The sequence below is a fragment of the Halomonas sp. ATBC28 genome (genome assembly GCF_005937175.1).
GTDB lineage: Bacteria > Pseudomonadota > Gammaproteobacteria > Pseudomonadales > Halomonadaceae > Vreelandella > Vreelandella titanicae.
Genome location: NZ_VCQL01000002.1, coordinates 167,231 through 186,556, shown reverse-complemented (window position 1 = coordinate 186,556; position 19,326 = coordinate 167,231). Strand labels below are relative to the sequence as shown.

21 protein-coding genes are annotated in these 19,326 nt (G+C 56.3%); 19 read left to right on the top strand and 2 right to left on the bottom strand.

The genetic code is table 11. The annotated features are described in order from the left end of the window. Positions 1–15 precede the first annotated feature (15 nt). The 5 genes from lysA to E0L35_RS02870 are packed head-to-tail and all read left to right on the top strand — an operon-like array spanning position 16 to position 4,539. Entirely contained in the window at positions 16–1,287 is a 1,272-nt protein-coding gene (lysA, locus tag E0L35_RS02890; protein ID WP_022521221.1) for a diaminopimelate decarboxylase, read from the top strand. After that, on the top strand, positions 1,287–2,120 hold the full coding sequence (dapF, locus tag E0L35_RS02885; protein WP_022521222.1) for a diaminopimelate epimerase: 834 nt from the start codon (positions 1,287–1,289) through the stop codon (positions 2,118–2,120). The genes lysA and dapF overlap by 1 nt, the downstream gene beginning before the upstream one ends. A 16-nt stretch (positions 2,121–2,136) precedes the next feature. Beyond that, positions 2,137–2,847 carry a DUF484 family protein gene (locus E0L35_RS02880; RefSeq protein WP_022521223.1) on the top strand — a complete coding sequence of 237 codons (711 nt, stop codon included), beginning with the start codon at positions 2,137–2,139 and terminating at the stop codon, positions 2,845–2,847. Next, positions 2,840–3,784: a tyrosine recombinase XerC gene (locus E0L35_RS02875; protein WP_138799527.1), complete on the top strand. Its 945-nt coding sequence runs from the start codon at positions 2,840–2,842 to the stop codon at positions 3,782–3,784. The genes E0L35_RS02880 and E0L35_RS02875 overlap by 8 nt, the downstream gene beginning before the upstream one ends. Then, entirely contained in the window at positions 3,781–4,539 is a 759-nt protein-coding gene (locus E0L35_RS02870; protein ID WP_138799526.1) for an HAD family hydrolase, read from the top strand. Before E0L35_RS02875 ends, E0L35_RS02870 begins: the two co-directional genes overlap by 4 nt. On the opposite strand, the gene yihA is transcribed toward E0L35_RS02870, so the two are convergent. Beyond that, on the bottom strand, positions 4,512–5,150 hold the full coding sequence (gene yihA, locus E0L35_RS02865) for a ribosome biogenesis GTP-binding protein YihA/YsxC (protein WP_009286228.1): 639 nt from the start codon (positions 5,148–5,150) through the stop codon (positions 4,512–4,514). The genes E0L35_RS02870 and yihA overlap by 28 nt on opposite strands. A gap of 350 nt (positions 5,151–5,500) precedes the next feature. Here yihA and E0L35_RS02860 point away from each other — a divergent pair, with 350 nt between their 5' ends. The 12 genes from E0L35_RS02860 to E0L35_RS02805 all read left to right on the top strand — a co-directional run bounded on the left by E0L35_RS02860 (position 5,501) and on the right by E0L35_RS02805 (position 15,093). Beyond that, positions 5,501–6,130 (top strand): c-type cytochrome, encoded by a 630-nt coding sequence (locus tag E0L35_RS02860; protein ID WP_022521226.1) that lies wholly within the window; start codon positions 5,501–5,503, stop codon positions 6,128–6,130. A gap of 203 nt (positions 6,131–6,333) precedes the next feature. Next, positions 6,334–6,966, top strand: coding sequence for a thiol:disulfide interchange protein DsbA/DsbL (locus tag E0L35_RS02855; RefSeq protein ID WP_138799623.1), 633 nt, complete (start codon positions 6,334–6,336; stop codon positions 6,964–6,966). Between the two features lie 5 nt (positions 6,967–6,971). Further along, a complete protein-coding gene (locus E0L35_RS02850) occupies positions 6,972–7,805 on the top strand; it encodes an endonuclease/exonuclease/phosphatase family protein (RefSeq protein ID WP_089691363.1) in 834 nt (277 codons plus the stop codon). Between the two features lie 101 nt (positions 7,806–7,906). Continuing rightward, complete coding sequence (locus E0L35_RS02845) at positions 7,907–8,467, top strand: TRAP transporter small permease subunit (RefSeq protein ID WP_009286227.1); 561 nt, start codon at positions 7,907–7,909, stop codon at positions 8,465–8,467. After that, complete coding sequence (locus tag E0L35_RS02840; protein ID WP_022521229.1) at positions 8,467–9,873, top strand: TRAP transporter large permease subunit; 1,407 nt, start codon at positions 8,467–8,469, stop codon at positions 9,871–9,873. The genes E0L35_RS02845 and E0L35_RS02840 overlap by 1 nt, the downstream gene beginning before the upstream one ends. 168 nt (positions 9,874–10,041) lie before the next feature. Beyond that, entirely contained in the window at positions 10,042–11,154 is a 1,113-nt protein-coding gene (dctP, locus tag E0L35_RS02835) for a TRAP transporter substrate-binding protein DctP (protein WP_009286225.1), read from the top strand. 139 nt (positions 11,155–11,293) lie between these two features. Further along, positions 11,294–12,124: a bifunctional hydroxymethylpyrimidine kinase/phosphomethylpyrimidine kinase gene (thiD, locus tag E0L35_RS02830; RefSeq protein WP_022521245.1), complete on the top strand. Its 831-nt coding sequence runs from the start codon at positions 11,294–11,296 to the stop codon at positions 12,122–12,124. A gap of 127 nt (positions 12,125–12,251) precedes the next feature. Further along, positions 12,252–13,097: a universal stress protein gene (locus tag E0L35_RS02825; protein WP_027957986.1), complete on the top strand. Its 846-nt coding sequence runs from the start codon at positions 12,252–12,254 to the stop codon at positions 13,095–13,097. 105 nt (positions 13,098–13,202) lie between these two features. Beyond that, positions 13,203–13,784: a chalcone isomerase family protein gene (locus E0L35_RS02820; protein ID WP_009286223.1), complete on the top strand. Its 582-nt coding sequence runs from the start codon at positions 13,203–13,205 to the stop codon at positions 13,782–13,784. Between the two features lie 46 nt (positions 13,785–13,830). Next, a complete protein-coding gene (gene dtd, locus E0L35_RS02815) occupies positions 13,831–14,268 on the top strand; it encodes a D-aminoacyl-tRNA deacylase (protein WP_022521247.1) in 438 nt (145 codons plus the stop codon). 25 nt (positions 14,269–14,293) lie between these two features. Further along, a complete protein-coding gene (locus E0L35_RS02810) occupies positions 14,294–14,902 on the top strand; it encodes a zeta toxin family protein (protein WP_217920557.1) in 609 nt (202 codons plus the stop codon). Further along, positions 14,899–15,093 (top strand): hypothetical protein, encoded by a 195-nt coding sequence (locus tag E0L35_RS02805; protein WP_022521249.1) that lies wholly within the window; start codon positions 14,899–14,901, stop codon positions 15,091–15,093. The genes E0L35_RS02810 and E0L35_RS02805 overlap by 4 nt, the downstream gene beginning before the upstream one ends. Before the next feature lie 81 nt (positions 15,094–15,174). On the opposite strand, the gene E0L35_RS02800 is transcribed toward E0L35_RS02805, so the two are convergent. Next, entirely contained in the window at positions 15,175–17,151 is a 1,977-nt protein-coding gene (locus E0L35_RS02800; protein ID WP_022521250.1) for an ATP-binding cassette domain-containing protein, read from the bottom strand. Positions 17,152–17,180: 29 nt separating this feature from the next. On the opposite strand from E0L35_RS02800, the gene E0L35_RS02795 reads away from it, so the two are divergent. Further along, positions 17,181–17,768, top strand: coding sequence for a TIGR02444 family protein (locus E0L35_RS02795; RefSeq protein ID WP_039857680.1), 588 nt, complete (start codon positions 17,181–17,183; stop codon positions 17,766–17,768). Between the two features lie 185 nt (positions 17,769–17,953). Continuing rightward, positions 17,954–19,015, top strand: a complete 1,062-nt coding sequence (locus E0L35_RS02790) for a TRAP transporter substrate-binding protein (protein WP_022521252.1) — start codon at positions 17,954–17,956, stop codon at positions 19,013–19,015. Positions 19,016–19,326 lie beyond the last annotated feature (311 nt).

Below are 19,326 nucleotides of genomic sequence, written 5' to 3'. Positions count from 1 at the left end.
GAAGGGGAGAGCACCATGGACTATTTTAATTACCGCGATGGCGTGCTGTACGCCGAAGATGTACCGCTGTCACGCATTGCCGACGAGTTCGGCACGCCCTGCTACGTCTACTCAAAAGCGACGTTTGAACGTCACTTTCGCGCCTATACCGAAGCACTGGGTGGTCACCCGCACCTGATTTGTTACGCGGTGAAAGCCAACTCTAACCTGGCGGTGCTGGGCTTGTTGGCCAAGCTGGGCGCGGGGTTCGATATTGTCTCTATCGGTGAGCTTGAGCGGGTGCTAAAAGCCGGTGGCGACCCGGCGAAAGTAGTGTTTTCGGGCGTTGCCAAGCAACCCCATGAAATGGTTCGTGCGCTGGACGTGGGCATTAAGTGCTTTAACGTTGAGTCACGCCCCGAACTTGAGCGCTTGAATCGTGTCGCCGGTGAGTTGGGGAAAATTGCCCCGGTCTCATTGCGGGTCAACCCAGACGTGGATGCGGGTACTCATCCATATATCTCCACTGGTTTGAAGGATAATAAGTTCGGCATCCCGGTGGATGAAGCGTTGGCGGTTTACGAACTAGCCGCAAGCCTGCCCAATTTGCAGGTGAAGGGGCTCGACTGCCACATCGGTTCACAGCTAACTGAAACCGCACCCTTCCTGGATGCCCTTGATCGCTTACTGGTGCTTATGGAGCGGCTGCGTGAGCGGGGCATCGAAATCGAGCACCTTGATTTAGGTGGCGGTTTAGGCGTGCCTTACCGCGATGAAAAACCGCCCCAGCCGTTTGATTACGCTAGCCAACTGTTGGCGCGGCTTTCGCGTTGGGAAGGTGGCGAAGCGCTTACGTTGCTGTTTGAACCCGGTCGCTCCATCGCCGCCAATGCGGGTGTCATGCTCACTCGGGTAGAGTTTCTCAAGCCTGGAGAGACCAAGAACTTCGCCATTGTCGATGCGGCCATGAATGACCTGATTCGCCCGGCGCTGTACCAGGCCTGGCAGGCGATTGTGCCGGTGGATACTCGTCAAACACGCGAAAGCGCCCTTTACGACGTAGTGGGCCCAGTGTGTGAAACGGGTGACTTCCTGGGTAAGGAACGCGAGCTGGCGATTACCGAAGGCGATCTTTTGGCGGTGCGCTCGGCGGGGGCCTACGGTTTTGTTATGGCGTCGAACTATAACAGTCGCCCTCGCGCCGCCGAGTTAATGGTTGATGGCGACAGCTGCCATGTGGTGCGCGCGCGGGAAACCGTTGCCAGTCTGTGGGCGGGTGAAGCGCTGCTGCCCGAAGGGGGGCGTTGATGCTGTTACACTTCACCAAAATGCATGGCCTGGGTAATGACTTTGTCATGGTGGATCTAGTCACTCAGCGCGCCCGGTTGGACGAAGCTCAGATTCGTGCACTGGCAGACCGGCGTTTCGGCATTGGCTTTGATCAGTTGTTGCTCGTCGAACCGCCCCGGGATCCAGAGATGGATTTTCGCTACCGCATTTACAATGCTGACGGCAGTGAAGTGGAAAATTGTGGCAACGGTGCACGCTGCTTTGCCCGCTTCGTGCGCGATCAGCGATTGACCCACAAGCATGAAATCCACGTAGAAACCGCCGGGGGCCCGTTGGTGCTGACCGTGCAGCACGACGGTATGGTGCGAGTGGATATGGGCCGCCCGCGGTTTAGCCCTTTGGCGCTGCCGTTCGATGCCCCTGGGGATCAACCCCTGCATCAGTTACAAGTGGGTGATGAAACGCTGCAGATCGGCGTGGTCTCTATGGGAAACCCACATGCTGTGATGCAGGTTGAGAACGTTGATAGCGCCCCGGTGGAGCGCCTCGGGCCGTTGGTAGAGGCGCATCCGCGTTTTCCCAAGCGTGTTAACGTGGGCTTTATGCAGGTACTCTCGCCCAGTGAAATTCGTTTGCGTGTGTATGAGCGCGGCAGTGGCGAAACGCTGGCCTGCGGTACCGGTGCCTGCGCTGCAGTGGCCAGCGGTATTCGCCAGGGGCTGCTAAAAAGCCCCGTAAAAGTCCATTTACCCGGTGGAGAGCTCAGCATTGAGTGGCCTGACCCTGAAGGGGCGCTAACGATGGTGGGGCCAGCTACACGCGTCTTCGATGGCCGCGTAGCACTTAATTAATTCGAGGAGAACGGCGATGTCACAAGCCCCTGAACCCCGCAAAACGCTCGAGCCTGATCAAGTGGCGTTCTGGCTGGCGCGTCATCCCGATTTTTTCGTCGGTCGTGAAGGGTTACTGCAGCAGCTGCAGGTGCCCCACCCGCATATCGACGGGGCGGTGTCACTGCTAGAACGCTTGGTGTTAGACCTGCGCAAGCGCGCGGAAACCGCCGAGGGCCGCCTGGAGCACCTGCTGGAAACCGCTCGCCATAACGAGTCCCAGTACCGCCGGCTGCGGGAAACGTTGATAGCCCTGGTGGAAGCGCCGGATCGCGATGCGCTGGCGCAAGCATTGGCCACTCAGCTTAGCGAGCGCTTTGAAACCCCGGCCATGGCGCTGTGGTGTCCGGCCACGTTAAGCGATAGTGAACCGACGCCGCCTCAACCGCCACGGCACGTGCTTGATCAACATGCCAGCACACGGCTGTCGGCGCTGCTGGATGGCCGCACTAGCCGCTGTGTGAAGCTTAGCGTCAGCGACTGGAAGTGCTTGCTGCCCCATGTCAAAGCGCCGCGCAAAGCCGGTTCCTGTGCGATTTCACGGCTCTCGGCGGGTGACCCTTTGGGCTATTTGCTGCTGGCCAGCCCCAGCCCTGACGCCTATCGGGCCAGCATGGATACGCTGTTCACTGAGTACTTGGGTGATATCGTCGCGCGCCTGCTGGTGCGCCTGGGCGACTATGGCTGAAGCTCTTCCAACGGAAATAACGATAGCCAAGCGCGTTGAGGCTTTTTTAGCGGCGCTGGCATACCATGCTAGCCCTGCCACGGTGGCGGCTTATCAGCATGATTTGGCCGCACTGTGTAACTTCACCGAGCGACGCGATGTGACAAATCCTGCAGCGTTAGATACCGCTCTGCTGAGGGCTTTTCTGGGGTCGGAGCGTAGCCGGGGGCTGGCGCCTAGAAGCCTGGCCCGGCGGCGGGCGGCACTTTCCCGCTTCGCCGATTACCTGGTCAAGCAGGATGTGCTGGTCGATAACCCGGTGGGACTACTGCGTACGCCCAAACAGCCCAGCCACCTGCCGCGCCCGGTGGATGTCGACGCCCTGGCGCGCTTTCTCGATACCCCCCACGATGGCTCGCCGCTGGGCGTGCGAGATCAGGCTATTCTTGAACTGTTTTACTCCAGTGGCCTGCGCTTAGCGGAGCTGGCGGCGCTTGATTTGGGCGATTTGCAGAATAGCCGGGTAAGAGTGATCGGCAAAGGCGGCAAGCCGCGTCAGGTGCCGGTAGGGCGCCGCGCCCAGCAGGCGCTGGCTGAGTGGCTGGGGTGTCGCTCAGTGCTGGCACCCATTGATGAGCAGGCGCTATTTGTGGGCCAACGCGGGCAGCGCTTGGGGCATCGTGCCATTCAAAAGCGCTTAGCTCAGCTGTCGCTTGCCCGTGGCTTGCCCGAACACCTGCACCCGCACCGTTTGCGGCACTCCTTTGCCAGTCACCTGTTGGAGTCGAGCCAGGATCTGCGCGCCGTGCAAGAGCTGTTGGGGCACGCCAATCTATCGACCACGCAAATCTACACCCGGCTTGATTGGCAGCATCTGGCGACCAGCTACGACGCAGCGCACCCTCGTGCTAAACGAGGCTCCAACGACAGTAAGAATAGCCCCAGGAGCAAACCATGACGATGCTGCAGGCCATTATCTTCGATTTGGACGACACCCTATGGGACAACCACGGAGTCATGGCGCGTACCGAAGAGGGCCACTACCGCTGGCTACTGGAGGCACTTGAGGCATGGCGAGCGGCACGCCAGGAAACAGCGCTGGCGTTATCCCACGAAAGCGGCGGGCTGGATTATCTGCAGCGCCGTCAACAGTTGGCCAAAGAGGTGCCCGAACGGCGCGGCGACTTCACTTGGCTACGTTTGCGCTCACTGGAGGCCCAGTTAGAACACGCAGGTCTGCACCGCAGTGCTGCGTTGATGTGGGCAGCAGCAGCGATGAATGAGTTTCACCGCCTGCGCGTGCAGGTCACGCCCCATCCAGAAGCGGCCGGACTGCTGGCTGCCCTGGCAGAGCGCTATCAGTTGGCGGCGATCACCAACGGTAATATTCATCTTAAACGTCAGCCGCTGGCTGGCTACTTTCCGGTGGCCATTGCCGCGGGTGAGTTACTGGCGCCCAAGCCTGATCCGACGCCATTCCTCACCGCGCTGTCGCGCTTAAACGTTTCCCCCGAGTGTGCTATGCACGTGGGCGATTCGTGGCAGGAGGACGTGTTACCTGCCCAGCAGTTGGGCATGCACGCGGTATGGATTTCTGAAACAGAGGATCAACCGCTCCCCACGCGCGTGCATCGTATTGCCCATATTAAAGAGCTGCCCAGCATTCTCGAGAAGTTAGAGGCGCCTCATTCTGGCGGTGTATACAGCCACTGATTGAGCTTCTGGGACAGCGTATCGACGCCGTCGCGCTTGAGTGAAGAGAACAGCTGAACAGAGACGAGGTCTTCCCACTCTTTCAAGCGTGAGCGCACTTTTTGCAACGCAGCGCTGGCAGGGCCTTTTTTCAGTTTGTCGGCTTTGGTGAGCAAAATATGCACCGGCATTCCGCGCTGGTCAGCATAATCGAGCATCATTTGGTCGAACTCGGTGAGCGGGTGGCGCACGTCCATTAGCAGTACTAAGCCGCGTAGACTGAAACGGTTGCGCAGGTACTCGGCTAGGTGCTTTTGCCACTCTAGCTTGACCGCTTCCGGCACCTTGGCGTAGCCGTAGCCGGGTAGGTCGACCAAACGCCGCGACTCGTCGTTCATAACGCTGAAAAAGTTGATCAGCTGGGTGCGCCCCGGTGTGCGCGAGGTGCGCGCTAACGCATTTTGTTGCGTTAATGCGTTGATAGCACTGGATTTGCCCGCGTTTGAACGCCCGGCAAAGGCTACTTCTGCGCCGGTATCGTCCGGGCACAGGGCCAGGGTGGGGGCGCTGATAAGAAAACTTGCCGTCGGGTAGTTCAGCCGAGGGACTGGGCTATCATGGGGGGTAGTCATTGGGTTGATCCTGAAAAACGAACATAAAAGCGGCCTACTCTGCGCACTATCACCTCTCTATCGCTTCGATAAAGTAGAACGCATGATAGCGACTCATGATAGAGAATTGAGAGCAGTACCGCGACGAATTACCCCTAAAGCAGTCCAGCACTTGCATTCCCGCCGCTGGGGTGATTCGTTATAATGCAAGCGGTTTATATCTGCGACCTGGGGCGCTAGTGTACCATCGCGATACGTTGTTGGTATTAGCGAAGGTTGGTATTGGCGGAGCTAACCCTGGTAACTTGTGAAACCTGGGAAGCGCCCAGGGTGCGTACCAGTCAAACATAAAACGGCATAGTGGAATAGCAATGAGAAAGTTACTGGCAAGCCTAGCAATTACCATGGGCGCCGTTGGCATCGCCCACGCTCAAACGGACTATCAAGCTGATGCTGACGCATCCGCTGGCCAGGAAATGGCCCAGACCTGTGCCGCCTGTCATGGGCAACAGGGCATTAGCCCATCGGGCGCTTTCCCTAATCTAGCGGGTCAGCAGATGTCCTATCTGGCGAAACAGATTATGGATATCCGCGACGGCAACCGCATGGTTCCCCAAATGGCCGGCCAAGTGGATGACTTCTCCGACCAGGATGCCTGGGATGTGGCAGCACACTTTGCACGCCAGGATGCCAACTTGGGCCAGACCAGCGACGAAGACGCTGAGTTGCTGGCTCGCGGTGAAGAGCTTTACCGCGCTGGTGATATGTCCAAGGGCATTCCCGCCTGTTCAGCCTGCCATACGCCAACGGGTGTCGGTATCGGCAGCGCCGTTTACCCCGGTCTATCTGGGCAGCACGCTCAGTACACGGTCTCAACGTTGCAGGCATTCGCCTCAGGTGATCGTAACAATAGCCCCAATAACATCATGGGCGACATCGCTTCAAAAATGAGCGACAACGATATGGAAGCAGTGGCTAACTATGTCTTGGGTTTAAACTAAGTGTTGGGTTTGAACTAACGTTCTAACCCTGGGCGTTTAAAACCACACATAGACAGCCTAAATACTTCCTTATGCCGTTTGCGGGTTCTCACTAGGCAACGTTCTTGGCAACGTTTGCTAACTGAGGGAACCCGCTAATGTATCCACGGTCTCACCCTTCGCTTACCCATGGAGAAACTTTTACAATGTCTAAAACGCGAGCGATGTTTAAAACGTTAATAGTCGCACTGGCCGGTTTGGGGCTTTCTGCGGCAGTGAGTGCCCAGGAAGTGGTTGAAGGCCAACATTATGAGCTGCTTGAAACGCCGGTAGAAACCCAGGTTGACGACGGGCAAATTGAAGTCACCGAAGTATTTTGGTTTGGCTGCCCGCACTGCTACCGCCTGCAAACGCCGATTAATGAGTGGTACGAGACCCTCGACGATGACGTTAGTGTCGTCAAAATGCCCGCCACCATGGGTGGGGATTGGAATACCCACGCTACAGCATTCTATGCAGCTGAGTCGCTGGGTATCGAAGAGGAGCTACACGCCGACTTCTTTAACGCCATTCATCAGGAAAATCAGTCGCTCACAGAGCCCGATGAGATTGCTGCTTTCTTTGCCAACTATGGCGTCAGCGAAGAAGAGGCCAAGCAAGCGCTGACTGACTTTAGTGTGCGTAGCGCAGTGAATGATGCCAATAACCGTATGCGCAAAATGAAGTTAATGGGTGTGCCTGCTCTGGTGATTGATGGCCGTTTTCTGGTGACGCCGAGCTCAGCCGGTAGCCTGGAAAACATGCCGAAAGTCGCTGAAGCGTTGGTTGAGCAGGTGCGTGAAGAGCGCGCAGAGTAACCGTGTTGCGTGAAGCGAGGGAGCGTGACACAACAGCCATCAATGGCTCACGCTCGACGCTGTTTGAAGATGGGCACTTGCGTTTGCTGACCTTTAATTTGCAGGTGGGCATCCAGACCTCGGCGTACCATCACTATCTTACGCGCAGTTGGCAGCACCTACTGCCCAACCCGCGTCGCCAGAAGCGGCTGGACGTGATGGGCGAAGTGCTGAGCAAGTTTGACGTGGTGGGGCTGCAAGAGGTCGATGGCGGTAGTTTTCGCTCAAGCCGCGTCAATCAGGTGGAGTATCTCGCTGCCCAAGCGGGGTTTCCCCATCATGTTCAGCAGCTCAATCGCAATCTGGGCCACATTGCCCAGCACAGCAACGGTTTGCTCTCGCGCTTGGTACCCAGCCAAATAGAAGAGCACCGTTTGCCGGGGGCAATGCCGGGGCGCGGTGCGATTCACGCCCGCTTTGGCGAAGGGCCTGATGCGCTGCATATCTTTGTTGCCCACCTGGCGCTAAGCCACCGCGGCCGGGTGCGTCAGCTCAACTACTTAAGCGATATCATTCAACCACTGCGCCACGTGGTGGTCATGGGGGATCTCAACTGCACCCCTGACCAACTGCACGCTCACGAGCGTTTTAGTGCGTCGCTACCGCTGCACCCGGTTAAACCCCTGTTCAGTTACCCCTCCTGGCAGCCGCGCCATGCGTTGGATCATATTCTGCTTTCGCAATCGTTAGAGGCCGCCGAAGTGCGGGTGCTGGATCATCTCTTCTCTGACCACCTGCCGATTGCTGTCGATTTACCCTTGCCCGAGGCCTGTTTAGCGGCAATTCGTTCAAGCGTTTAATAATAAGCACGCTGTGCACTCCGTGAGCGCTGCATTGTCCGCGTATATGCGCTATTGTCTGGGACGCTGATCCCCTTAGCCGTTTTACGCGAGACACTCCCATGTCGGACACAACACAACTACCTGCTTTTATTGGTGCGCTGGACCGCGCTTCCGAATGGTTCGGGCGTACCCTTGCGTGGCTGATCATCCTTATGATGTTGATTCAGTTCGCGATTGTACTGCTTCGCTATGCCTTCAGTGTGAATAGCATCTTCATGCAAGAACTAGTGATGTATATGCACGCCAGCGTGTTTATGCTCGCTGCCGCCTATACGTTTCGCCACGACGGCCACGTGCGGGTGGACATCTTCTATCGAGGCATGACCCCGCGCCGCCAGGCGTTAATCAATGTTGTGGGCATTATCACGCTATTGATTCCAGTGATGGTCTTTATCATCGCTTCCAGTCTGGGCTACGTGGCCAACTCCTGGCGCATACTGGAAACCTCCTCCGACTACGGCGGTATTCCGGCAGTCTATGCACTGAAAACCTTGATACCGCTGTTTGCCGTGCTGATGATCGTGCAAGGCGTGATTGAAATTGTGCGCAATGGCTACGTGATGACCGGGCGGATAACGCCGGGAGCTGCCGGTGGCAATCACCTTGAGGAGCGTGTTTGATGCTGGAATTTATGCCAGTTATTTTATTTGCCGTTATCTGTATTGTGTTGATGTTCGGCTTTCCCGTGGCGCTTTCGCTGGCGGGCACGGCGCTGCTGTTTGCCGGAATGGGACTCGGGTTGGAAGCCATCGGTATCGACGCTAACTTTGATAGTGGCTATCTTGCCGCCTTGCCCAACCGGCTCTACGGCATAATGACCAACCAAACGCTGTTGGCGGTGCCGCTATTTGTCTTGATGGGCGTGTTGCTGGAAAAATCCAAAGTGGCTGAGACGCTGCTGGATGCCATGGCCCTGCTGTTTGGTGCCATGCGCGGTGGCCTGGGTATTTCGGTGACCCTGGTGGGTATGCTGATGGCTGCCTCTACCGGTATTGTGGGGGCCACGGTGGTCACCATGGGGCTGATGTCGCTTCCCACCATGCTAAAGCGTGGCTACAGCACCTCGTTGGCAACCGGCACCATCTGCGCCACCGGCACTCTGGGGCAGATTATTCCGCCTTCCATTGCCTTGGTACTGCTTGGTGATGTGCTGTCATCGGCGTATCAGCAGGCGCAGTTGGATATGGGTATCTTCAGCCCTAAAACGGTCTCCGTGGGCGACCTGTTTATGGGCGCGCTGGTGCCTGGGCTACTTCTGGTCGTGATGTACATGGTCTATGTGGCCCTGGTGGCCTGGTTGCGTCCGCATATGGCGCCTGCTGCCGACCGTGAAGAGTTGATGGCCGAGCTTGGTCATACCTCAGGGATTGGCATGCTACTGCTCAAAGGGCTGGTGCCACCGGTGGTGCTGATTGTGGCGGTACTGGGCTCGATTCTTAGTGGTTTTGCCACGCCGACCGAGGCTTCAGCGGTAGGCGCCTTCGGCGCTTTAGTACTGGCGCTGGCTTATCGTCAGCTCGATTGGGCGACGTTGAAGGACGTGCTGCGTTCGACCACTCACGTGACTACCATGGTGTTTTTGATCCTGATCGGTGCAGCGCTGTTTTCGCTGGTGTTTCGCGCTTACGGCGGCGAACACATGGTGACCGAACTGTTCGAGGGTATGCCTGGTGGGGTGGTCGGCGCGACGATCATCGTTATGCTGGTGATCTTTTTGCTCGGCTTTATTCTCGACTTTATCGAAATCACCTTTGTGGTGGTGCCCATTGTCGGGCCGATCTTGCTTGCCATGGGCCTTGACCCGATTTGGCTGGGCATCATGATCGCGATTAACCTACAAACGTCGTTCTTAACGCCGCCGTTCGGCTTTGCGCTGTTCTATCTGCGTGGCGTAGCGCCGCCATCTGTATCTACCTCGGCTATTTACCGTGGCGTTATCCCGTTTATCCTAATGCAACTGGGTATGTTGCTGATGCTAACGTTCTTCCCGCAGTTGGCAACGTGGCTGCCAGCGCAGTTTGGCTAATAAAGGGTTAGTTGAAAAACATCGCTGCTATCAACGTTAAGAAGTGGCAACCTAATTAATAAGCAGTAAATAGCCATTAATGGCCTGAAGTAAACCGCCTAGTGTTCTACGCTAGGCGGAGTATTCCCTACTCATAATAGTAATAATAGAAAGTAAGAGGGTTATTGTATGAAAGCCAAGACACTCCCTACTGCCATCGCCATGACGACTGCACTTTCCGCCAGTTTGTTGGCAGTCTCTAGCGTTGATAATCACGCCCAGGCGCAAGAGGAAGAATTCCGTTGGAAAATGGTCACCTCCTGGCCGAAAAATTTCCCAGGTGTTGGTCAGGGTCCCGAGCGGTTATCCCAGCTGGTCGATGAAATGTCGGATGGCCGCCTGACCATTGAAGTCTTCGGTGCTGGCCAGTTGGTACCGGGGTTTGAGGTGTTTGACGCCGTTTCTGACGGTACCGCTGAGCTAGGCCACTCCGCCTCCTACTACTGGAAAGGCAAAGCGCCTGCTGCGCAGTTCTTTGCTGCCGTGCCGTTTGGCATGAATGCACAAGAGATGAACGCTTGGCTAAGCTATGGCGGCGGTATGGAGTTGTGGAACGAGCTCTACGATGACTTCGGCGTTGACGTCATGGTGGCGGGTGCCTCAGGCGTGCAGATGGGGGGCTGGTACAACAAAGAGATCAATTCGGTTGCCGACCTCGACGGACTGAAAATGCGTATGCCGGGCCTGGGTGGCGAAGTGATGAGCCGCATGGGGGTCGCGATTGTGAATATGCCGGGTGGCGAGATCTTTACTTCGCTGCAATCCGGTGCGATTGACGCAACAGAGTGGATTGGCCCTTACAACGACCTGGCATTCGGACTACATCAAGCCGCCGACTATTATTACTACCCAGGCTGGCACGAGCCGACGGTCATGTTTGAGGCGATTGTCAACGAAGAGGCTTTCGCGGAGCTGCCAGCGGATTTGCAGGCGATCCTGCGTACCGCTATTAGCGACATTAACCAGAGCGTACTGGATGAGTACACCGCACGTAACAACGATGCGCTGGAAACCCTGGTGAACGAGCACGATGTTGAGCTACGCCGCATTCCCGATGACGTACTGGCCCAGGCGCGTGAGCACTCTCAAGATGTGGTCGCCGAGCTGGCTGAATCGAGCGAATTAGCTACGCGTATCTATGACTCCTATCAAGCGTTCCAGGAGAAGGTCGAGGATTACCACGCCATCTCCGAGCAGGCGTATTACAACGCCCGCAACCCGGAAGGTGACACCGCGCAATAGTTTGCCGTGCTTGATACACACTAACGAGCCGCCTTCGGGCGGCTCGTTAGTGTGTTTGGTATGTACGTTTTCGGCAGCATAAGGCGCCCAGCTTGGGTATCCTAGGCGTACAGTGACGTTTTTGCCGTGAAGGAGCCCCATGTCTACCCATTCCCGTCTTCGCAATGTGCTTACCATCGCCGGCTCCGATCCTTCGGGGGGCGCCGGGCTGCAGGGAGATCTAAAAACCTTTTCAGCCCTTGGCGTTTACGGCACCAACGTGATTACCGCAGTGATTGCCCAGAATACCTGCAGGGTGGCCTCGGTGTACCCCGTTTCGCCCCAGGCCATACGCGAGCAGTTGGAACACCTGCTGGATGATGTGGTGATAGACGCGGTTAAAATTGGCATGGTGGCGAGCCGTGAAGTCGCCGAGGTTATTGCTGATGTGCTGCGTCAGCGCCGCCCACGCTGGATTGTGCTCGACCCTGTGATGGTCGCCAAGAGCGGGGATGTTCTGGTCGACGACGCCGGTATTCATGCAGTGCGCGATATTCTCGTGCCGCTAGCCGATGTGATTACCCCCAATCTGCCGGAAGCCGCGGTATTGCTCGACACGCCGTCGCCCACCAGTTTAGACGCCATGGAAGCGATGCTGCCGGGGTTAACGCAATTGGGCGCGCCCTATGTGGTGCTGAAAGGCGGCCATCTGCGCGGGGCAACCTGCCCAGACTTGCTGGCAACCCCCAATGGTCATGAGTGGTTGCCCGCCTCGCGAATCGATACCGACAATTTGCACGGTACCGGCTGTGCTCTCTCCTCAGCGATCGCCGCCTGCTTGGCGAAGCTACCCGTGGATGCCGAAGGGGATGCCCCGGTAGCCGCTATCAGTGATGCCAAGCAGTGGCTGCATGCAGCCCTGGAGGCGAGCGTGCGCTTAAACGTGGGGAAAGGACGCGGCCCGGTGCACCATTTTCACGCTTGGTGGTGATGCTACTAGCTGTAGCCAGTGGCATTTGGGCAACAGTGCTTGCGAGAATGGACATTGCACACCATGCTAAGGAGTGTTTGCTTAACGGCTTGTAAGGCTGAGCTGCTCAGCCGAGGAGCGTTTCGCCATGCCTCGCACCATTCTGTTTGCCACCGATCTTTCCGCTGATAATCGCGCCGCTTTTGCTCGGGCGTTACGTTTGGCCTATGCCCAGGGTGTTCAGCTAGACGTGCTGCACGTGTTGGATCCTTACCTACCCAGACGTGTGCTGCTGGATGTCGAGAGCGCGGTAGTGGAAGACATCACTACCATGTTGACGGATCTACGCGAAGACTATGCCCTAGAGGCGCCGAAAACGCTGATCCAGACCGTGACCGGCTCGCCTCACGTTGAAATCGTCCGCGAAGCTCATGAGCGCAACGCCGAGCTGATTGTGCTGGGCATGCATCGCAAGCGCGGGCAAAAAGACCTGCTGGCGGGTACCACGGTAATGCGCGTGCTGCGCAGTGCACCATGCCCTGTGGTGGTCTCTTCTCACCAGCCCACTCAGCCCTGGCAGCACATCCTGGTACCTATCGATTTTTCGCTGACGGCGCGGCATACCTTGAAAGAGGCGCTGATTCGCTTCCCTGAAGCCACGCTGACACTGTTGCACGCCTGGACACTGCCCGGCGAGCGCGAGTTGGGTTCGCAAGCCTATTACGCCCATTGGCGTGAACATGAAGTGCAGCGCCTGCGTGAGCAGCTGAGTAACGAAGTCGATAGCCTGATGCGCGAGTTAGAAGGAGTTCCCGATGTGGAGTTGGTGTTAGAACAAGGCGCGCCCTGTGATGTGCTGCAAGCATATATGAAGCGCCACACGCCCGATCTCGTGATGATCGGCAGTCGCGGTCAGCCCCACCACACCAGCCAGCTAACCGAGATGCTCCTGTGTGAACCGCACTGCGATTTAATGCTCTGCCGTGCCTGGTAAGTGGGTGGTGTTAATAATCAGTAGTGAACGGCCAATCATATATATTGTACGGAACCTTTATATGGTGTGTTGGTATGTATAGATATACTGCCATGAGGAGGTTCTATGTCTATATGCTTATTAGGGGCTAGGCGCGCCATACAATGGTCACTGCTGTTAGCTGGCCTATCGCTAACGCCTTGGGCGATGGCCAACAGTGTGACGGAAAAAGGCGAAGTGTTTGAGCGCACGGTAGAGGAGCACGGCCAGCGCTATAGCCTTATTGGTAGTGGCGTGTTTCGCTACATGATCTGGACGGCCTATGCGGGCGCCTACTACCAGGCAGGCGAATCCGAGCCACAGCCGTTGAGTGACGTTCCAAGGCGTTTGGAGCTTGCTTATTTCCATGCCATCGACGCCCCTGACTTCTCTGAAGCCACCACAGAAAGCCTTCAGAAGAGCCTCACCGCCTATGAATTTTCCCAGTTGGAAGCAGAGGTTGAGGCATTTAACCAAAGCTACCAGGACGTCAAGCCGCAAGATCACTATGTGCTAAGTTGGGACGGTGACACGCTGCGCCTGGCGCTAAACGGCGAAACATTATATGAGGGTGGTAACGCAGAGCTGGCTAGCGCCATGTTCGGTATCTGGCTGGGTGAGCGGCCTTTGGGTGAAGATTTTCGCAATGCCCTGCTAGGGAAAAATTAACGAGCGGTCGTTATAATGGCCGTTTGCTAGTGGGGAGAGAGACGTTTTGAAGGCACTCATTCAGCGCGTGAAGCGCGCCAGCGTGGAAGTGGAGGGCGAAATCGTCGGCAGTATCGACCATGGACTGCTGGCGCTGATAGGAGTGGAGAAGCACGATGACGGGACTAGCGTGGAAAAACTGCTGCACAAGCTCCTCCACTACAGGGTATTCAGCGACGCCGAAGGTAAAATGAATCACAACCTGCAGCAGGTGAACGGTGGTCTGCTGCTCGTCTCCCAGTTCACCCTGGCGGCGGATACCCGTAAGGGGCTGCGGCCGGGCTTCTCCAGCGCCGCTCCTTCCGCCCAGGGTGAAGAGCTATTCAACTTGCTGGTTACCCAGACCCGTACTGCCTGGCCGCACGTCGCCACCGGTGAATTTGGCGCCGATATGCAGGTGGCGCTAATTAACGACGGCCCGGTAACGTTTTTGCTGGAAAGCTAGTTGTTTACTTTGCAAATATCCTTCGCTGGAAAGGAGAGTCGTCATTACATCGAATACTCAGCCACCCACTTGCTGGATCGTTGCTGGGCCTAATGGAGCCGGTAAGACGACCTTCGCACTTCATTATCTCCCTCAGGTAGCGCATTGCTCCCGGTTTATCAATGCTGACTTGATTGCTGCAGGTCTCTCTCCGCTGGCGCCAGAGCGGGAGCTACTAACCGCTAGCAGAATTTTCTTGGGCGAAGTCCAACAGGCAATTGAGGAAAGAGATGACTTTGCCTTTGAAACAACACTATCTGGACGAAGCTATATGCGGCTGGTGAAACAACTGCTATCAGAGGGTTGGCGCGTAGAGTTAGTTTATCTAGCCCTACCTTCCGTCGAAATGTCACGTCTACGCGTTGCAGAGCGTGTTTCACATGGCGGCCACGATATTCCTTCGAAAGACATTCAGCGCCGATTTCCGCGAAGTTTGCGCAACCTATTAACGCTATTTGCGCCATGTGTTACTCGCGCTCGTTGTTTTATGAATGATGGCGATATGCCAGAACTTGTCTTTGAGCAGCGTGGAAGCAAACGAGATATAATCAATGATCCGTATTTTCAATTAATCTGTAAGGAGTCAGCGTCATGAGCCAGCTTGCACCCGACACGCAGGAAATGCTCAACAGCCTTCGTGCCGCTGTGACAGAAACATTGGAGCGTAAGCGTCGACTTGGCCAGTACGCGGTTATTTGGAAAGACGGCAAACCTGAGTTGGCAGGTGGTGACGCTCCCGAGAACCAAATAGACATCTCACATCCCCAGGGTTCCTCTACGAGCTAATGATCAGGCATTCCAATTCCACGACGGCCCGGTAACGTTTTTGTTGGAAAGCTAGCCCTATTGTTGAGTATTCGCTTTCCGCTAGCTAGCCGTCTCTTCACTGGCGAGCAGTTCTGCTTCCATTGTCTCCAACGCCTCTTCGGCGCTGAGCCACTGCCGCTCTGATTCATCCAGGCGCGCTTTAATCTCTGCCTGCTGACTCAGCGTCTTGGTCAGTTCGGCTTTGCGGCTGCTGTCAGTGTAGAGCTCAGGGTCTGCCAGCACTTGTTCCACCTTATCAAGCTCGTGCTGGGCCTTCTCCATGGCTTTTTCTGCCTGGTCGCGCTGCTTTTTCAGTGGGCGCAGCTTCTCGCGCAGTTCGGCAGCCGCTTTGCGGGATGCTTTACGCGCTTCTCGGCTGTCGCCGCTAGGCTGCTGGTTCTGGCGCTCGGCTTTTTCACCGCGGGAATCCCGACGGCTCTCTTCCAGGCGCGCTTTAAGCCAAGCCCGGTAATCTTCCAAATCACCATCGAAGGGCTCGACACGGTGATCCGCCACCCGCCAGAACTCATCGACCGTGGCGCGCAGTAAGTGACGGTCGTGGGAGACCAGAATAACCGTGCCTTCGAAGCTTGCCAGCGCTTGGGTCAGCGCCTCGCGCATCTCTAAGTCCAGGTGGTTGGTGGGCTCATCGAGCAGCAGCAGGTTGGGTTTTTGCCAAGCGACGAGGGCCAGCGCCAGGCGGGCTTTCTCACCTCCAGAGTAGTTGGCGACTGTGCCGAAGGCGTCATCGCCCTTAAAGCCAAAGCCGCCCAGGAAGTTGCGGATATCCTGATCGCTGGCGGTGGGCGAGAGGCGCTGGACATGCACAAAGGGCGTCGATGAAACATCCAGGCTCTCAAGCTGATGCTGAGCAAAATACCCAATCGCCAAATGCTCGCCGGGTACGCGCTTGCCGTTAAGCAGCTCAAGCTCCCCGGTGAGCGACTTAATCAGCGTCGATTTACCCGCCCCGTTGGGGCCTAACAGGCCAATGCGGCTACCGGGCAGCAGGGTGACGTTGACCTTGTCTAGTTGAATGTTGTCGTCACTGCCGTCGCCCTTTTTACCGCGATAGCCTAGCTGCGCCTGGTCAAGCACCAGCAGAGGATGCGAGGTTTTATCGGCGGCGGGCAGCGTAAAGTGGAAGGGGGAGTCCACATGGGCGACGGCGATATCTTCCATGCGCTCGAGCATTTTTACCCGGCTTTGTGCCTGCTTGGCCTTGGTCGCCTTGGCTTTAAAGCGGGCGATAAAGCGTTCGATCTCTTCCCGGCGAGCCTGCTGCTTGGCGGCTTCAGCCTGTTGCAGAGCAAGCTTTTCGGCGCGAGTGCGCTCGAATTGGGAGTAATTGCCGCGGTATAGCTCCAGGGTTTGGTGGTGCATATGCACGATGTGATCGCATACGGCATCTAAAAAGTCACGGTCGTGGGAAATCAGCAGCAGGGTGCCAGGATAGCGGGTTAGCCACTGCTCCAACCACAGCAGGGCATCTAGATCCAGGTGGTTGGTAGGCTCATCCAGCAGCAGTAGATCGGAAGGCATAAACAGCGTACGAGCAAGATTGACCCGCATCCGCCAGCCGCCGGAAAACGCCGAGAGCGGGCGGGCGAGGTCAGCCTGGACGAAGCCCAGCCCCACCAGCAATTGCGCCGCACGCGACTCCGCACGGTAGCCATCCAGGGTCTCAATCAAACCGTGCAGTTCGGCTTCGCGGTGGGCTTGCCCGGCTTCCTGGGCGGCCAATAAGTCAGCTTCTGCTTGGCGTAGCGCCAAGTCGCCATCGAGTACATACTCGATAATTGGGCGGTCGAGGGCGTCAACTTCCTGGGCCATATGCGCAATGCGCTGGCCGCCACTCATCTCGACATCGCCCTGGTCGGGCGCAAGCTCGCCGAGCAGCAGTTTGAATAGGCTCGATTTACCGGCGCCGTTTGCCCCGATAATCCCGGCCTTTACCCCGTTATTAAGGGTAATGTCCGCGTTGTCGAGTAGCGTTTGCGTGCCGCGTTGCAAGGCGACTTGGCGCAGTGCGATCATGCCTTCTCCCGAAGAAAGTGGGTCATTTGATGCGAGATTCTATTACGCTTGATTCTACCCGATTGCAGCGCCTACAGCAGACACCGTTATGGGATTTTGCACTGACGCTCTACGCTAGACCCGGCGTTGAAGCGGCCTGCCTGAAGCTTCAAGAGGAGGCCGGGCTGGATGTGTGCGAGATGCTGTTGCATTGCTGGCTCTACTCTTGCGGTCTGGAAGCCGAACCTAGAGCGCTGGCTTACCAGCGTGAGCAGCGTCACCTTTGGCAGTGCCATGTAACGGAGGTATTGCGTGGGTTACGCCAAGACTTAAAAGCCTCAGCGGCAGCAAGCGAGTCCGTAAAAGCGCTGCGCGAGACCATCAAACAGGCCGAACTGATGGCTGAGCGTGAGAACCTTCAACGTTGGCAAGCGTGGGCTTCGGCCTCGCCCAGCGATGAGGAACGTGTGGTTAACGTTGTTGAAATGTCGCTAGATGTAGATAAGTGGCTGCTAAAACAACTGTTTTTAGGAAGGTGTGCCCGTCAAGGCGAGGGGAGTATAAAGGAGCAAAATGAGTGGCTTGATTCGCTACAAACGCTTACTTGCCAGCTTGACCCTCACCAAGGAGCGCGCTAGCCTGAAATTAAGCTGTATTTGAAATACCTAGCGCTATTCGCCCGCTAGAACGCAGTATAGAGCAGCACCATTGCCGGTTGGCGAACACCGGTTAGCGAACAACAGTGTCGTGTTGAGATACGCGAGGCTTATCCAGGTTCTTGCGCACTCGTAAAGCGCGCTTACCACTGCAAGGGGAACACCGCATGAAGGCAAGCAAATTCGTTTCTACACGTTCTGTAACTACAAAGTCTGTAACTACAAAGTTAATGACCACGGCAAGTGTGGGTGCACTGCTGTTTGGTCTAAGCGCCGCTGCTCAAGCAGACAACTGGCGCTATGCTCACGAGGAGTATGAAGGCGACGTTCAAGATGTCTTTGCCTATGCTTTTAAAGAGTATATTGAAGATAACTCAGACCACACCGTGCAGGTTTACCGCTTTGGTGAGCTGGGTGAGTCTGACGACATTATGGAGCAGACTCAGAACGGTATCCTGCAGTTTGTAAACCAGTCGCCTGGCTTTACCGGTGCGCTCATTCCGGAAGCACAAATCTTCTTTATTCCTTACCTGCTACCGACCGACGAAGAGACCGTACTGACGTTCTTCGACGAAAGTAAGGCTATCAACGAGATGTTTCCTGAGCTTTACGCCGAGCAAGGCCTAGAGCTGCTGAAGATGTATCCGGAAGGCGAAATGGTCGTGACGACCGACGAGCCGATTAGCTCACCGGAAGATATGGATAATAAGAAAATCCGTACCATGACCAACCCGCTGCTGTCGGAGACCTACGACGCCTTTGGTGCAACGCCGACACCGTTGCCTTGGGGTGAAGTCTACGGTGGTCTGCAGACCGGCATCATTGATGGTCAAGAGAACCCGATTTTCTGGATCGAGTCTGGCGGTTTGTACGAAGTCTCTCCGCACCTGACGTTTACCGGTCACGGCTGGTTCACTACTGCGATGATGGCCAACCAGGACTTCTACGAAGGTTTGTCTGAAGAAGATCAAACGTTGGTGAATGAAGCCTCTGAAGCTGCCTATGACCACACTATTGAGCATATCAAAGGCTTAGCTGAAGAATCATTAGCGAAAATTCAGGAAGCATCTGATGAAGTGACGGTGACACGTCTCGACGAAGAGCAAATTCAAGCTTTCCGTGAGCGTGCCCCGCAGGTTGAAGAAGCCTTCCTGGAAATGACCGGTGAAGGTGGTCAAGAGCTGCTCGAGCAGTTTAAAGCTGACCTTGAAGCCGTAACAAACGAGTAATTAACCTCAAAGCCGCATTGGCGAATGGTTGATTGATCAAGGGGCAGCATAAGGCTGCCCCTTTTATTTTGCGGCGGTTAGGCAGAGGCTACTCGGGCTGGGGTTTGACATCGTTACCGTTGGGTTACGTACATCTAGCGTTGAATCATCGGCGGCCGCAAGCCGTTACGCTTTAGTTAACTCCGCGCCTTGCACGAGGTAAGGCTTGTCTAGCAGTTCTGGTTTAGGCAAGTTGGGAAATAGGCGGGTTTTGACGAGATAGCTTGGATTGAGATAGCTCTGGAATAACGCTGTGTTTATTGTGCCTACGG